Annotated in this window: 10 protein-coding genes and 1 tRNA gene; 4 read left to right on the top strand and 7 right to left on the bottom strand. The window is 56.1% G+C overall.

The features are described 5' to 3' along the window. Window positions 1-7 precede the first annotated feature (7 nt). The 4 genes from Q8L25_RS27105 (at window position 8) to Q8L25_RS27120 (ending at window position 4,115) form a co-directional block, all read left to right on the top strand. The gene (locus Q8L25_RS27105; protein ID WP_308922336.1) at window positions 8-2,416 is read left to right on the top strand and encodes a HAMP domain-containing protein; all 2,409 of its coding nucleotides are present in this window, start codon (window positions 8-10) and stop codon (window positions 2,414-2,416) included. A gap of 67 nt (window positions 2,417-2,483) precedes the next feature. Beyond that, window positions 2,484-3,197 carry a methyl-accepting chemotaxis protein gene (locus tag Q8L25_RS27110; protein WP_308922337.1) on the top strand — a complete coding sequence of 238 codons (714 nt, stop codon included), beginning with the start codon at window positions 2,484-2,486 and terminating at the stop codon, window positions 3,195-3,197. 37 nt (window positions 3,198-3,234) lie between these two features. Then, window positions 3,235-3,729, top strand: a complete 495-nt coding sequence (locus Q8L25_RS27115) for a hypothetical protein (protein ID WP_308922338.1) — start codon at window positions 3,235-3,237, stop codon at window positions 3,727-3,729. Between the two features lie 20 nt (window positions 3,730-3,749). Beyond that, a complete protein-coding gene (locus tag Q8L25_RS27120; RefSeq protein WP_308922339.1) occupies window positions 3,750-4,115 on the top strand; it encodes a response regulator in 366 nt (121 codons plus the stop codon). Between the two features lie 398 nt (window positions 4,116-4,513). Here the strand turns inward: Q8L25_RS27120 and Q8L25_RS27125 are convergent, their stop codons facing one another. The 7 genes from Q8L25_RS27125 to Q8L25_RS27155 all read right to left on the bottom strand — a co-directional run bounded on the left by Q8L25_RS27125 (window position 4,514) and on the right by Q8L25_RS27155 (window position 13,781). Continuing rightward, window positions 4,514-5,692 carry a TIGR02391 family protein gene (locus Q8L25_RS27125; protein ID WP_308922340.1) on the bottom strand — a complete coding sequence of 393 codons (1,179 nt, stop codon included), beginning with the start codon at window positions 5,690-5,692 and terminating at the stop codon, window positions 4,514-4,516. 1,098 nt (window positions 5,693-6,790) lie between these two features. Beyond that, window positions 6,791-8,398 carry an antiviral reverse transcriptase Drt4 gene (gene drt4 / locus Q8L25_RS27130; protein WP_308922341.1) on the bottom strand — a complete coding sequence of 536 codons (1,608 nt, stop codon included), beginning with the start codon at window positions 8,396-8,398 and terminating at the stop codon, window positions 6,791-6,793. Between the two features lie 595 nt (window positions 8,399-8,993). Next, a complete protein-coding gene (locus Q8L25_RS27135; RefSeq protein ID WP_308922342.1) occupies window positions 8,994-9,209 on the bottom strand; it encodes a hypothetical protein in 216 nt (71 codons plus the stop codon). Between the two features lie 356 nt (window positions 9,210-9,565). Beyond that, window positions 9,566-9,655, bottom strand: a tRNA-Ser gene (locus Q8L25_RS27140). Window positions 9,656-9,731: 76 nt separating this feature from the next. Then, a complete protein-coding gene (locus Q8L25_RS27145; RefSeq protein WP_308922343.1) occupies window positions 9,732-11,762 on the bottom strand; it encodes an EAL domain-containing protein in 2,031 nt (676 codons plus the stop codon). Window position 11,763: 1 nt separating this feature from the next. Beyond that, a complete protein-coding gene (locus Q8L25_RS27150) occupies window positions 11,764-12,948 on the bottom strand; it encodes an HDOD domain-containing protein (protein ID WP_308922344.1) in 1,185 nt (394 codons plus the stop codon). Window positions 12,949-13,145: 197 nt separating this feature from the next. Then, complete coding sequence (locus tag Q8L25_RS27155) at window positions 13,146-13,781, bottom strand: response regulator transcription factor (protein WP_308922345.1); 636 nt, start codon at window positions 13,779-13,781, stop codon at window positions 13,146-13,148. Window positions 13,782-13,792: the final 11 nt, after the last annotated feature.

Here is a 13,792-nt window from a genome sequence, read left to right on the forward strand (position 1 = left end):
AAAACACATGACCATCCGTCTACGCATCACCTTATTTGTCATCCTCACCTTTTTCTCCATCTCATTGATTGGCGGTTACGCCGTCTATCAATCGCGCAAAGGCGCCGTCGAGGTGCGCCTGGTTACCGAGGGCGTGATGCCGACGGTGCTGGCGTCGTCCGATTTGATGGCCCAGCTCAAACAATTGCAATTGTCGGCCTTGACCATGGTGTACGAGCAGGACCTCGCCATTGCCCAGCAGGACAACGACAAGTTGAAAGTGGCCCAGACCGCGCTGCAGCAGGCACTCGCCTTCCAGATGAAGCGTGTCGATTCTGCCGCCCAGCGCGGCCTGGTCACCCAGGCCACCGAGAGCCTGGATAATTACGTTTCCGCCATCGACGAGACAGTGAAATACAAGCTCGCTGGCAAGAACGACATCGCCCAGGCGACTTTTTTCGGCAACGCCCTGCAGTACCAGGAGGAACTGTCACAAATCGTCGAGACGCTGCGCATCGAAAAAAACCGCAGCAAGGACACGGCAATCACGGTGCTCAACGCCAATCTGGCGACCACCACCCGCATCATCTTGATCGTCACGCTGCTGGCCAGCGCCTTCCTGACAGGCATCGGCTATTTGCTGTATCGCCAGATCGTGGTGCCCATCAGCCGCATGCAGACCACCATGAGCGAGATCGCTTCCAGCCAGGATTTCAGCCGCAACGTCCCGATCGGACGTAACGACGAAATCGGCCAGTCGATCGTTGCCTTCAACGGCATGATCGCCACCATCCAGCGGGCCTCCGGCCAGTTGCAGCAAAAGACCGCCGACATGCAGACCATGCTGCAAAATATCCCGCAGGGCATCCTCACCATCACCGAAGGCAACCGGGTGCACCACGAGTATTCGGCTTTCCTGGAAACCGTGTTCGAGACCCGCGACATCGCCGGGCGCGACGTGATGGAGCTGGTGTTTTCGGGGACCGACCTGGGCGCCGACGCCTTGTCGCAGACGGTCGCCGTGGGTAGCGCCTGCATCGGCGAGGACGTGATGAATTTCACCTTCAACGAGCATCTGATGGTTGGTGAAATCAACAAGACCATGGCCGACGGCAGCACCAAAATCCTCGACCTGAGCTGGTCCCCCATTACCGACGGCGCCGACACCATTTTGCGCCTGATGCTGTGCGTGCGCGACGTGACCGAATTGCGCGCGCTGGCGGCCGAAGCCAACGAGCAAAAGCGCGAGCTGGAGATCATTGGCGAGATCCTGGCCGTGGCCAGCGACAAGTTCCGTGCCTTCCTGGTCGATGCCACCATGCTGCTCAAGGAAAACGAGACGGTGATCCGCCACAACCCGACCATGACGACCTTCGCCATCGGCAAGCTGTTCCGTAACATGCATACCATCAAAGGCAATGCGCGCACCTATGGCTTGCTGCACCTGGCCAACAGCGTGCACGGCGTCGAAGAGCATTACGACGACCTGCGCCATTCCGAGCGCGGCGTCGAATGGGACCAGGCCGCGCTGCTGGCCCAGTTGCTGGCGGCGGAGAGCGTGCTGGAACGCTACCGCCGTATCAACGACGTGACGCTGGGGCGCCAGGCCGGGCCACAGCTTGAGCAAGCCGAACACCAGTTGACCATCGACCGCAAGCACATCCAGGATAGCCTGTCCCGCCTGGAGTCGGTGAACACCGCCAACATCCACGAGCTGGTGGCGGCGCGCAACAGCGTGCGCAAGACGCTACGCTTGCTCGGTACTGAAACAATCGCCACCACGCTCGACAGCATCACGGCTTCCCTGCCTGCGTTGGCGAAGGATTTGGGCAAGCCGATGCCGCACGTCGCGCTGCATGACAACGGTTACGTGGTGCATAGCCAGGCCGCGCCCATGCTCAAGAATGTGTTCATGCATCTGATCCGCAACGCCATGGACCATGGCCTGGAAACGCCGGACGTGCGCCTGGCCAAAGGCAAGGCGGAAGCCGGCACCATACGCCTGGAGATGAGCGTGCTCAACGGCATGCTGCAGTTTGCCCTGTCCGACGACGGCGCCGGCCTGGCGCTGGCGCGCATTCGCGACGTCGCCATCGCGCGCGGCCTGATCGACCCGGCATCGGCCATCAGCGACGAGGCTGCCGCGCAACTGATCTTGCGGCCCGGCTTCTCGACCCGCCAGCAGGTATCGGACGTGTCCGGCCGCGGCGTCGGCATGGATGCGGTGCGCGACTACGTCACGGCCGCCGCCGGCAGCGTCGCCGTGGTCTTCACCGATGCCGCCGAGGGCGCCGATTTCCGCGCCTTCCAGGTGCTTGTCAGCTTTCCGGACACTATGGCGGTGGAAGTCGACGGTATCGACACGCCCTGGACCGCACCGCAGGACAGCGTGGCCGACGACCTGCCGGCGCTGGACAGCCAACCGCAGGTCGCCTGATTGCACCACCCTGGTTGGCCGGCGCCACGCGCCGGCCGTTGATTCCATCTCGATTGAAACGGATGTTATGCCTATCGTTTTTTTTATTTTCGGTGCTGTTTTCTGCGCGCTGCCGTGCGCCTGGATGATACGGCGCTTGCGGCGCCAGCTGGCCGGCATGGTCGACCGGGAGGAGCTGAACGCACTGCAGACCGAATTGCAAGCGCTCGTCGCGGCGCAGCAACGGCAAGAGGACCTGCAAGCCGACCTGCTCCAGCAGGCCAGCCGCACTGGCGATGAGCAATTGCAGGAGTTGCGACACATCACCGAACAACAGATCGCCGAATTGCAGCAACGCATGGCGCAGGACAAGGCCGAGGCGCTCGGCAGTTGCAGCCGTTCCGAGGACACCATCACCAGGCTGATGGGCCTGGTACGCACCTTCGAGCGCTGGCACCATGACATGGCCGTCCTGATCAGGCACAACCGCGACATGCATAGCAAGAACGACGAATTCGCCGTGATCGTCAACCAGATCGTCATCGTCGCCATCAACGCGTCCATCGAAGCGGCGCGCGCCGGCCCGCACGGGCGTGGTTTCGCCGTGGTCGCCGCGGAAGTGCGCGAACTGGCGCAGCGCTCCGACAAACTGTCGAAGAGCTATCGCAGCAGCCTGTACCAGAACGACCTGATCACCACCGCCACCTTCCAGGACTTGCAAGCTGGCGGCAAGATGATCGTCGGCGCGGTGGTCGGCCTTGACCAGATCAATAAACAGTCGCGTCTCGCGCTGGCCGCCTGATGCGGCCCGCCTGCGCCATTCACTGTGTGGACTACCCATGATTAGCGAACCAGCACAAGCTGCGCTCGACCATCTGCTGTCGCGCGCCCTGTTGAGCGGTATCGGCACGGCCGACAATGCCGCAATCGAGGTCGGCGTGGTCGATACCGCGCTGCACTTCCCGGAAACCCACGTGGTGGCGCTGACCATCTCGTCCTATCTGGTCAAGATGATGGTGATGATTTATTTCACGCCGGAACATGCCTCCGAGGATGCGATCGGCGAATCAGCCAACCTGTGTTGCGGCATTCTGAACCGCGATCTGGGGAAGTTCTTTCCGCACCTCGGAATGTCCACGCCGAACATTTTATTCAAGCAAAGCGCCTTGCACCTGCAGTCGCTGCCCTACAACTATTTGCAGCATTTTCGGGTCAGCATGGCGGCCGGCGGAGCGGTTCACGCCAGCCTGTGTGTATTCGCCTATGAAGCAATGGATTTCACTGTCGACCCCGACCAGCAGCCCGAAGAAACGGGCGAGCTGGAGCTGTTTTAACTTATCAATCAGGAACTCACATGGCACAAATTCTGGTAGTGGACGATTCAAGCACCGTACGCAACGAAGTCGGCGATTTTCTGAAAAAGAACGGCCTGGAAGTACTGCTGGCCGTGGACGGCGCCGACGGCCTGGCCAAGCTGAAAAGCGACCGCGGCATCAAGCTGGTGGTGTCGGACGTGAACATGCCAGTCATGGACGGCCTCACCATGGTGGAAAAGATCCGCGGCGAACTGGGCAACACCAGCGTCAGCATCATCATGCTGACCACGGAAAACTCGCCGATCATGAAGGAACGCGGCAAGGCGGCCGGCATCAAGGGCTGGATCGTCAAGCCGTTCAAGGGCGAAGCGGTGCTGGCGACCTTCAAGAAACTGGTGGCCTGACAAGGCAGGCGCTGTCCTGTATCCGGTCAGAATGGTGTTGCAGTGACGGGAACGGCTTGCTGCGAAATAAAGAAATATAAATTGTGTGCCGCGTGAATTTTTTGCCAAGAGTCGGCGAGGTCGCACTGGCTTATTTCTTGCCATTCCGCATTCCGGTCGCCACATCTGGCCATTCGACAGTGACAGGCGGCATTACAATGACCGTGTCGAGGCCGGCGCACCGTAGACCGATGCTGGCGTTAGCGAATAGATCGCTTTTCGAATTTCATGCTGTCGGACCATACACCAAAGTCTGAGATTTCACACATATGGGTGGAAAAATTAGGGACGCCCCTGTTGTTGTACGATTTATTCAACACTATATCCCTTGTCTCACTCGACAAATTTGTGTCCATTTACTAAAAAGGAATGTCATCATCGAACTCATCCTTAGCTGGAGCGGATAAAAATGGACTACCGTCAGCCAAATGAACAGCTGGATTTTCCTCGTCCGTCAGTTGCTTTAACTCTTCAGCCAACTCCATTTGCCAGTCGACCGGATATGAGAGCACTGCACCGATTAAATTCGAACGGACATTCGCGTCGTCGTCGTCCACTGCGGAAACAATTGCCCGAATACACCTTGTTTTCTGAGAAGCTGTACTCATTACTTCCGGCAAATTTCGCATAAAGTATTTTGCCACGTAATGCCTAGCATCAGGATCTTGATCATCTAATCTGCTGATCAGGGCATTCGCTGTTTCTGACCTTGTAGTAAATGCCTTCAAAAAAGTATTCGACCAAGTTGCCAAGGGCTGAGTCGTTTTCCCTGATGCTAATACTTCTCCTTGCCTTATGCCTTGAACAAGTTTGTTTTCGATTCTAAGACGAGGCAACTCTGAAATACTAGGCCAAACCTCAGCCGTGAGCATCTGCAGGGACGTACGGATAGTTGGATCATCTGTAGCTGTGCGCAATTCTTCGGATACTACGTTCAGGTAAGCCGCGAGCTGCGGCGGAGTCAACGCGCTCAATAGAGCTGGGATAAGGTGACGTAGCTTTCTCAGCTCGATCTTCTTGCGCTCGCGGTAAACTTTGATCAAGCAATCTGAAAGGCGAAGCTTCGGCACTTCAGCCACGAGTAATTCGGCGTAGCGAACGGACTCAACAAACTCACTGTCTAGGACGCGAGCTAGGAAGCCGTCGATTGTAAACTCCGCTTTTGACGAATTTAGGCGCTTAATGATATAGCCCAAAAAGTGAATGATCGCGTCTGCGGTCTCTTTGTCATCAGTAGTTTGCTCGTGACTACGAGGATTTCTTATCCCTAAGTAAATCCCTCGCAACATTTGCTCAAATCCCTTCTGCTCGTTTCTTTCGGATTCAGACTGAAAGGCATTTAGTTTTAGCTTCGGATCATCTCCAGCTAGCGCCTGCCCTACTAGAGAAGCCCCATCGCCATCAACGCCAGCGCGCTCGCGGAGAACGCCGCTTATGAGGTATGTGGCCTCCAATATTGCATGAGAGTAATTTTCTGCTTCATAAGCGCTTTGGACTGCGTTCCATAGTGCTGAAGGGATTGTTGGCTGTAGATTCATTGTGAACGTTAACTAGCACCAATGGGATATTGGGATAATGGTGGAGGCTCATAAGCCAAATGGCCGCCCCTGTGGAAGCGGCTCCTTTTTTGCATTAACGTCGCACGGAGGGACGACGCGTTAAATTATGTCTAAGCGTGTCGTATCCTTGCCCGATCCATACCATTTTAATTATCGAGTTGCGTACGCCAAAAAATTTCTTAAATAATACTGAAAAATTCTATTTATTGATAGCAAAAATATCCATGACTAAAATGATTTTACCACCTTATTCGCCGACAGGAACACTTGGTCACCAACCAAATGGTGACGTTTGGCCCACGCCGTTATACACAAGTCCGGGGGGACGAGGGGAACGAGGGAACGAGGGCAGGTCCGCCATTCCCGAGGGAACGAGGGTCAGGTCCGCCATTCCGACATAGCCTCAGCTGTGCAGAAACCGAAAAGGCTGAGATCACATGTAAATGGCGGATCTGACAACGGCCTTGGAAATGGCCAAGGCTGAGATCGTGTACGAATGACGGACCTGACCCCCGATTTCTGGCCCACGACTTCAAATGGTGTAATAGAAGTGAACTCAGTCGAAACCTGATTGGAACCACAAACGCGCGCCCGCGGCGCGCGAAGCTGCCGCGCAGCGGCAGCAGGTGGAGGATTCGGCCGGCGTGCGCCTGCAGGCGTAAGGCCTTCGAATCTCACACGCAGGGCGCGCAGGTTCCCTGCTCGCTTCCGCCAGGCAATAAAGAAACCGCCTCGAAGGCGGTTTCTTTATTGCCTGGCGGAAGCGGTGTAATGCAAATAACTCCGTTACATAGAGCTTTCAAGCAGTATATGAAAAATGTACCTACTAATCTTATATTCGTACAAGTTATAGGCCTGACTAACGACCTTTAGTTTACCCCTGTGCGGCACCGTTTAGAACACGGCAAGGCAATTTCGAGTTCACCGCGCGCCTCATAAAAAGATCACAAACTGGATGCTTCATAGCCTTGCCATATTTTTTCTCAAATTGACACGCAAATCCAAAAAGCATATTTGCCACTCCCATTGTAGCCTGACTAATTTATAGAAATCCACGCCGAAGAAAAATATATAAATTTACTTGTTTTTTTTCATCACAAGCCAATCTTTATATGATAAAAGATCTTCTTGGTCGAGAAAAGGATTGGATACATATCCACAGTATTTTTCAGCCAAACTAAATTTACCTTCTTCCGGCATAAAGTTCACTCCATTCTTCAACAGTATGCTAAATGTATCATCTTGATAAGGGGATTTTATTAAGTTTCTTCTAAACAATTGATATAACAAAATCCAATATTTATCTTTTTCAAAATTACCTTTTTTAAGAATCATCTTTGCAAAATCAACAACAGCATCATTAGCACTGCCGATAAAATGCAGCACACATAAAGCAATGCAATCTTCAGATTCAACAACTTTAGAAACAGCCTCGTCGGTAATTTTTAATTTATGTTTCCATATCAAATACAAAGGCCATGCCATACCATCTGAGCGCTTATTTTTTGCATTTTCAATAATTAAATCATTTATTCTATCTTGATATAACAAAGGATCGATGTCACTTTTCTCCATCATAAAATACAAATATGGAAAAATGGTAGGGAAATGCCAGCACAAATTTATAATATACTCAAGCATTGATGGAAGGGTTTGATCATTAATGCAGGGAAAAATAAGTCCAATAGCATATCTTAATACAGCACCATCCGAAGTGTGCTTATTTAAAACTATAGCAAAATCGAGAAATTGCATTAATTCATGCAAATACATGTCTTTCATTCCACCTTCATCTTTAAAACGATTTGGTAGGGCACTGACAAGTTTTGAAACCCAACCATCATTTGCAGGAGCTGGCAATGCAACAATAGATGTTTTTGCCAAACTTAAATTAAGTTTGTATTTTCTTAGCTCGCCTCCTAAAACTTGAATAAAATTCTTTGAATCATCTTCATTTTTACAAAAACAAACATAATCATCAATATACCTATGAAATTTATAGCCATCATCTAGTAGTTTTTTATCAATCTCCCCAAGGATCAGTTCAACAACAATGCTAGAAGTCGCGGGGCCAATAGCTATACCTAATGTCTCATTCCGTTTAGAACGTCTTATATAGAAATCTAACTTTTCACTCCAATGATTTCCGAAGTCTGGCTTTCCAACACGTTCCTTTGCTGCATCAATTCCTAATATTGCCCAAGATATAGAATGACTATAAATACTGCCAAAACAACCGGATATATCAGTATTTACCCTATAATTACAACCAAAACTTTCTCTAAGTGTTTTAATCACCCTATCTTCTGGAGCGTCATAATTCATAACAAACATTCGTCCATCCAAATAGATACTTGGCTTAATCATGCTTTTTTCATTACGTTCAATTTCTGATATCCTTCCCCAATTTTCAAAAATAATTTTTGCCAATGGTGCGTAAGCCGCAGGATGAATAATTCCTAGTGTTCTAGGTACGTTATTATGCCTAGTAGCATGATATTCAACATGATCATATCCACCACTCCTATCCTTAGGTATAGATCGGGCTGAAAGTATTTCCGCGATCTCAGGAGTAAAACCTCTAGTTGAAAAGCACGGTGGCAATTCTTGGATAATTTTCTGATTTGGAAAATAATTATGTCTTGTCAAGGCTTCATAAGTATGTCGTAAATCTCTATTAATCAATCTCATCCCCTTAGAATATATGCACTTCAATTTCCCAACACTCTATATGGAAAATTAAAAAAAATACAGCATAGATTGATAACATCAGAACAGCACATAGCTACACAACCATGCTGATTGCCAAATTATTCGAATAGCATCACTTCATCACAGAACTAAATCGTGGCGCGGATTCGCGGCAACTTGCCGCACTACTGGCCACGTTGAGTAAGCATGATCTGCTGGGCTGCAATCCGTCTCCGACACACCTTTAAAACAATACGGCCCCTCCCCCGTCACACCATAAGCATCAAAAACCGCTCAAAGTGCGTCAAAATGCGTCAAATCGCATACCCCTCTTTGCCCCGCCCCGCCAGTCCTCATGCGCATTCGGCCTTGGCGCAAATTGAGTCAAAAGCCCCCTATGTAGCGGGCAGGTGTGGAGGGAGGACAACTGCGCGCGCCGGGTCGAAAAGGGGATTTTTCTAGCTTTTGATGCAATCCGCGATGATGGGACGTGAAAAAGCCGCCTCGTGGGCGGCCTGTGGGGTGGCTGGGGCGGCGCGGCTCTGTCGAACTATGCCCGACGGCCCCATCAACTACCGCAGTGTGGTGATCATCCTGAGCGGTCGGCGCGGGTTTTTACCGCCAGCTCTTTTTCGTAATCGTCGCGACACTCGATGTTGCAGAAGCGCAGGCCCGGTGCCAACGGCTCGTCGCAGAAATGGCAGGGCCCATGCTCTTCCAGACCTGTGCCGCGCTGCACGGCTGCCAGGCCTCGCGCCACATTGGCGTAGATGATGCTGTCGGTCTTGTCGATGTGATCGCTCATGCTGCGCCCTCCCCGCTTGTGGCCAGGTCATACGGGGCGAAGCGCACCACTTGCACGCCGGCCCACTCGTTGATGGCCTCGGGACGCGGAAAGACGCGAGGGTCAGGTCCGCCATTCAGACAAGAACTGATGCGAAGGACGCCTTAGAAGCGAGCTCAGTCGAAACCTGATTAGAACCACGAACGCGCGCCCACGGCGCGCGAAGCTGCCGCGCAGCGGCAGCAGGTGGCGGATTCGGGGCGGGCTGGGCAGGTACGCCCAGCCCTTCGAATCTCACACGCAGGGCGCGCAGGCGCCCTGCTCGCTTCCGCCAGGAAATAAAAAAAGCCACCCGAGGGTGGCTAGTTTTTATTTCCTGGCGGAAGCGGTGAGATTCGAACTCACGAACAGTTTAACCCGTCGCTAGTTTTCAAGACTAGTGCCTTCAACCACTCGGCCACGCTTCCAGAGCCTGCATTATACATAAAGCTTGCGGGCTTACCAATGGCTGCGCTGAAGTTGGCGCGATTGTTGCCGTGTTCTTTACAAGTCCCAGTTCAGCCGCAACACGCGCTCGAACTCTTCCGCTGCCAGCGGGCGCGAGAACAGGTAGCCTTGCACTTCGTCGCAGCCCGAACTCTTCAGGAAGGCCATCTGCTCGGCCGTTTCCACGCCTTCCGCGATCACCTTGTGGTGCAGTTGCTGGGCGATGCTGATGATGGTGGTGGCAATCGCGCAGTCGCTGGCGTCCGACGGAATGCCGGTGGTGAAGGATCGGTCGATCTTTAATGTGTCGATCGGGAAGCGTTTCAGGTACGACAGGCTGGAATAGCCGGTGCCGAAGTCGTCCAGCGATAGCGCCACGCCCAGCGCGGTGATGCGGTCCATGATGCCGATCACGCGCTCGATGTTGTGCATCAGGGTGCTTTCGGTGATTTCCAGTTCCAGCCAGGCCGCTTCCAGGCCGTAGCGCTCCAGCATGGCGGCGACTCTGGTCGGCAGGGCCGAGGTGAATTCGCGGGCGGAGACGTTCACCGCAATGCGGATCGGCGGCAGGCCGGCCTGTTTCCATGCTTGCGCCTGGGCGCAGGCCGCTTCCAGTACCCATTCGCCCACTTGCACCACCAGGCCGGTCGATTCGGCCAGCGGGATGAAGTCGGCGGGCGGGATCATGCCGTGCACGGGGTGGCGCCAGCGGACCAGGGCTTCGGCGCCGATCATGCGGCCGCTGCCGAGCTCGTATTTCGGCTGGTAGTGCAGCAGCAATTGATGTTCCGCCAGGGCGTGGCGCAGGCCGGTTTCCAGGCGCATGCGCGCTTGCATGCCCAGGTTCATGTCCTGGCTGTAGAAGGCCACGCTTTCGGCGTCGCCGCCGCCGTCCTGCTTGGCCCGGTACATGGCGATGTCGGCCAGGCGCAGCAGGGTTTCGGCGTCGTGGCCGTCTTGCGGATAGACGCTGATGCCGATGCTGGCGCCCACGCGCAGGTCGTGGCCTTCGATCAGGAACGGCTCCACCAGCGAGGCCAGCAACTTTTGCGCCACCGTGCTCGCTTCGAAATGCTGGCTGATGTCGAACAGGCCGACGGCGAATTCATCGCCGCTCAGGCGGGCCACCAGGTCCTGGTCGCGCAGCACCTGGCGGAAACGCACGGAAACCTGGCGCAGCAGTTCGTCGCCGACGCGCCGGCCCAGGGTGTCGTTGATCAGCTTGAAACGGTTCAGGTCGATGAACAGCATGCAGCCGAGCATTTTGCTGCGCTGGGCTACGGAGAGGGCCTGGTCCACCAGCTTGGTCAGCAGGGTGCGGTTCGGCAGGCTGGTCAGCGCGTCGTAATAGGCCAGGTGGTGCAGCCGCTCTTCGGCCAGCTTGCGTTCGGTGATGTCGGTCAGGTAGGCGATCAGGCCGACCGGGCGCTCGTCCAAATCGCGCAGCGGCGACAGCGACAGGCTGGCCCAGAAGATCTCGCCGGATTTTTTGCGGCGCCGCACTTCCATCAGGCGCCCGCCCTGCTCCAGGAAGGCGTCGTGGAAACCGGTGTCTTCGTCGTCATATAAAAACAGGATGTTGCGCCCCACCGCTTCCACCGACGAGTAGCCGAACAGGCGTTCGGCGCCCTTGTTCCAGCTGGTGATGTAGCCGGTCAGGTCCATCGTCAGCACCGATTCGTGCAGCTGGTCGAGGATCTGCGTCTGCTGTGCCAGCAGGGCTTCCACCTGCGCAAACGCGTGCGTCGAGCGTTGTGCCAGCGAATGCACCTGCAGCACGCCGGCCGTCAATGACGCCAGGCTGGACAGCTGGCGGCGGTCGGTGTCGTCATAGCGATGCTTGCCGGCCACCCGGTAGTGGCCGAAGCAATGGCCGTCGAAACTGATTTCCTGCAGCAGTCCTGAGTCCGCATGGGCGATCAGCGTGTCGCCGCTGGCCGACGGCAGGAACTCGCCGTGCGCGCTGGCCATCACGCTGCCGGCGATGCGGCCCAGTTCCGTCACCAGGGCCGCGCCGCGCAGGCGTACCACGGCGTCGCACAGGGCGGCGCTGTCACTGAGAGAGTCCGACACCGGCAGCATGGTCATGCTAGATGTTCCGGCTGACCGTGATGGCCCACTGGTAGGCTTGCAGCAGGCTGCGCCAATATGTTTCACCGTCGATGCCGGCGCGCGCCAGGCTGGCGGCTGGCGGCGTGGTACCGCTTTCGGCCAGCGCCAGCATGGCGCCCAGTTCGCCGCTGCGGTCCAGCAAGGCGCCGCTGACGGCCGGGTCCAGGTTGAGGGTGGCGATAATGTCGGGCATATCCATGCCCAGCAAGGTGTCGAGCAGGGAAAACACGCCGGTCATGAAGGCCAGGTCCTGCGCCGCGCGGTCGCCGCCGCGCAACTGGCACAGCGACTCCATCTGCGCCGCGCGCACGGCCGCCAGCGGCAGCAGCGGATTGATCTTGCCATCGTCCTGCTGGCGCGCATACAGCAGCAATTGCAGCCAGCGCTGCAGCTGGCGCCGGCCCAGCAGGGTGATGGCCTGGTTAAAACTGGTGATGGTCGCCGTGAAACCGAAGGCGGCCGAGTTGACCAGTTTGAGCAGATGATAGGCCAGCGCCGGATCCTGCTTGAGCGGCACTTCGAGTTCCTGCACGTCGGCGTCGCGCGCCAGCAGGCCCAGCAGCGCCAGCAGGCGGCGGCGCGAGGTGCCCTCTTCCGCTTCGCTGTGGCGGCGCGCGCTGCGCAGCGCGTAGTCGCCGGCAAACCAGCTGGCGCCCAGCGCCGCCACGGCGGCCAGGCTGTCGGTATCGGCAATATTGTAGGCCAGGTGGGGACCGGGCAAGGTCATCAGCTGATGCAGGCCCGGCAGTTCGCCGGCCGCATCGATGCCCAGCGCGCGCGCGTCGACATATGCTGCCGTGACGGGACCGGCGCCCGGGCCGTCGAGCACGATGCGGTAGCCGGCCTCGCGCCAATGCAAGCAGGTTTTCTGGACTTGTTTATTCGCGGCCGCGGCGGCGGGCAGGCGGAAGATGGTGCGCTGTGGCACGAGGTGCGGCAGGAGCTGGGACAGCAACGCTTCGTCCGCGCCATGCGGGTCGCTGACGGGAATGATGCAATCGAGCGGCGCCAGGTGGGCGTAGACATCGGCCACCGCCAGCGCGGCCAGCAGTGCGCCCGTTTGCTGCGGAACATGAAAGCTGACCGCCACCCACTCGTTATGCGCGTTGGCAACTGCTTGTAATCCCACCAAAGGAAACAGGTTTGATTCAGACGTTGACATCGATCATCTCGTAGGGGGTAAGGCAAAAATAGTCAATAAACCTGGTATCGCCGGCAAGCTGGCCAAAGCGGGCATGACAGTTCGACAGCAAGAATCATTCTATCCGAATCTCACGCGCACAACAGTTTAATATTGGCAATAAATGTTCAAAAAAAACATTCTATCAAGAAACTAACCTCGCACGCGCACTGCTCCTGTCACGCCGCACCGGCATCGAATTGCGCGTGCTCGACCGCGTATTTGATCAGTTCGGCCTGTCCTTCGATGCCCAGCTTGCGCTTGATGTTCAGGCGGTGGGTCTCGACCGTGCGCACGCTCAGGTCCAGGTCGCGCGCGATCTGCTTGTTCGACTGGCCGCCCGCGATATGCTGCAGCACCTGCTGTTCGCGCAGGGTCAGGAAAGTGTCTTGCACTTGCGGGCGTGACAGCTGCCTGGCCAGCGCCGCGCTGTAATAAATACCGCCGGACATCACCGTCTCGATGGCGAAGACGATATCCTTGCCGGGCGCATCTTTCAGCACGTAGCCGCGCGCGCCGGCGGCAATCGCCTGCGACACGTATTCGAGCTTGTCGTGCATGGACAGGATCAGCACGGCGATCTGCGGAAACGCCTGCTTGAACAGGCCGGTCGCTTCGATGCCATTGGTGCCGCGCATATTGATGTCCATCAGCACCAGGTCCACCTGGTGCGCGCGCGCCTGCTGCAGCGCTTCGTCCGCGCCGCCGGCCTCGGCCACCACGTCGAAATGCGGCACCGCCTCCAGGCGCGCGCGCAAGCCGTCGCGCACCAGCGGGTGATCGTCGACCAGCAAAATGCGTATGGTTTCAGTCATGAGTCTGTTCA

This window comes from Janthinobacterium sp. J1-1 (assembly GCF_030944405.1).
Lineage (GTDB): Bacteria > Pseudomonadota > Gammaproteobacteria > Burkholderiales > Burkholderiaceae_D > Janthinobacterium.

Bases quoted from the DNA above. Each gene is read 5' to 3' on its own strand.
- Q8L25_RS27105 (WP_308922336.1), top strand. From the start codon at position 8: ATGACCATCCGTCTACGCATCACCTTATTTGTCATCCTCACCTTTTTC.
- Q8L25_RS27110 (WP_308922337.1), top strand. From the start codon at position 2,484: ATGCCTATCGTTTTTTTTATTTTCGGTGCTGTTTTCTGCGCGCTGCCG.
- Q8L25_RS27115 (WP_308922338.1), top strand. From the start codon at position 3,235: ATGATTAGCGAACCAGCACAAGCTGCGCTCGACCATCTGCTGTCGCGC.
- Q8L25_RS27120 (WP_308922339.1), top strand. From the start codon at position 3,750: ATGGCACAAATTCTGGTAGTGGACGATTCAAGCACCGTACGCAACGAA.
- Q8L25_RS27125 (WP_308922340.1), bottom strand. From the start codon at position 5,692: ATGAATCTACAGCCAACAATCCCTTCAGCACTATGGAACGCAGTCCAA.
- Q8L25_RS27135 (WP_308922342.1), bottom strand. From the start codon at position 9,209: ATGAGCGATCACATCGACAAGACCGACAGCATCATCTACGCCAATGTG.
- Q8L25_RS27145 (WP_308922343.1), bottom strand. From the start codon at position 11,762: ATGACCATGCTGCCGGTGTCGGACTCTCTCAGTGACAGCGCCGCCCTG.
- Q8L25_RS27150 (WP_308922344.1), bottom strand. From the start codon at position 12,948: ATGTCAACGTCTGAATCAAACCTGTTTCCTTTGGTGGGATTACAAGCA.
- Q8L25_RS27155 (WP_308922345.1), bottom strand. From the start codon at position 13,781: ATGACTGAAACCATACGCATTTTGCTGGTCGACGATCACCCGCTGGTG.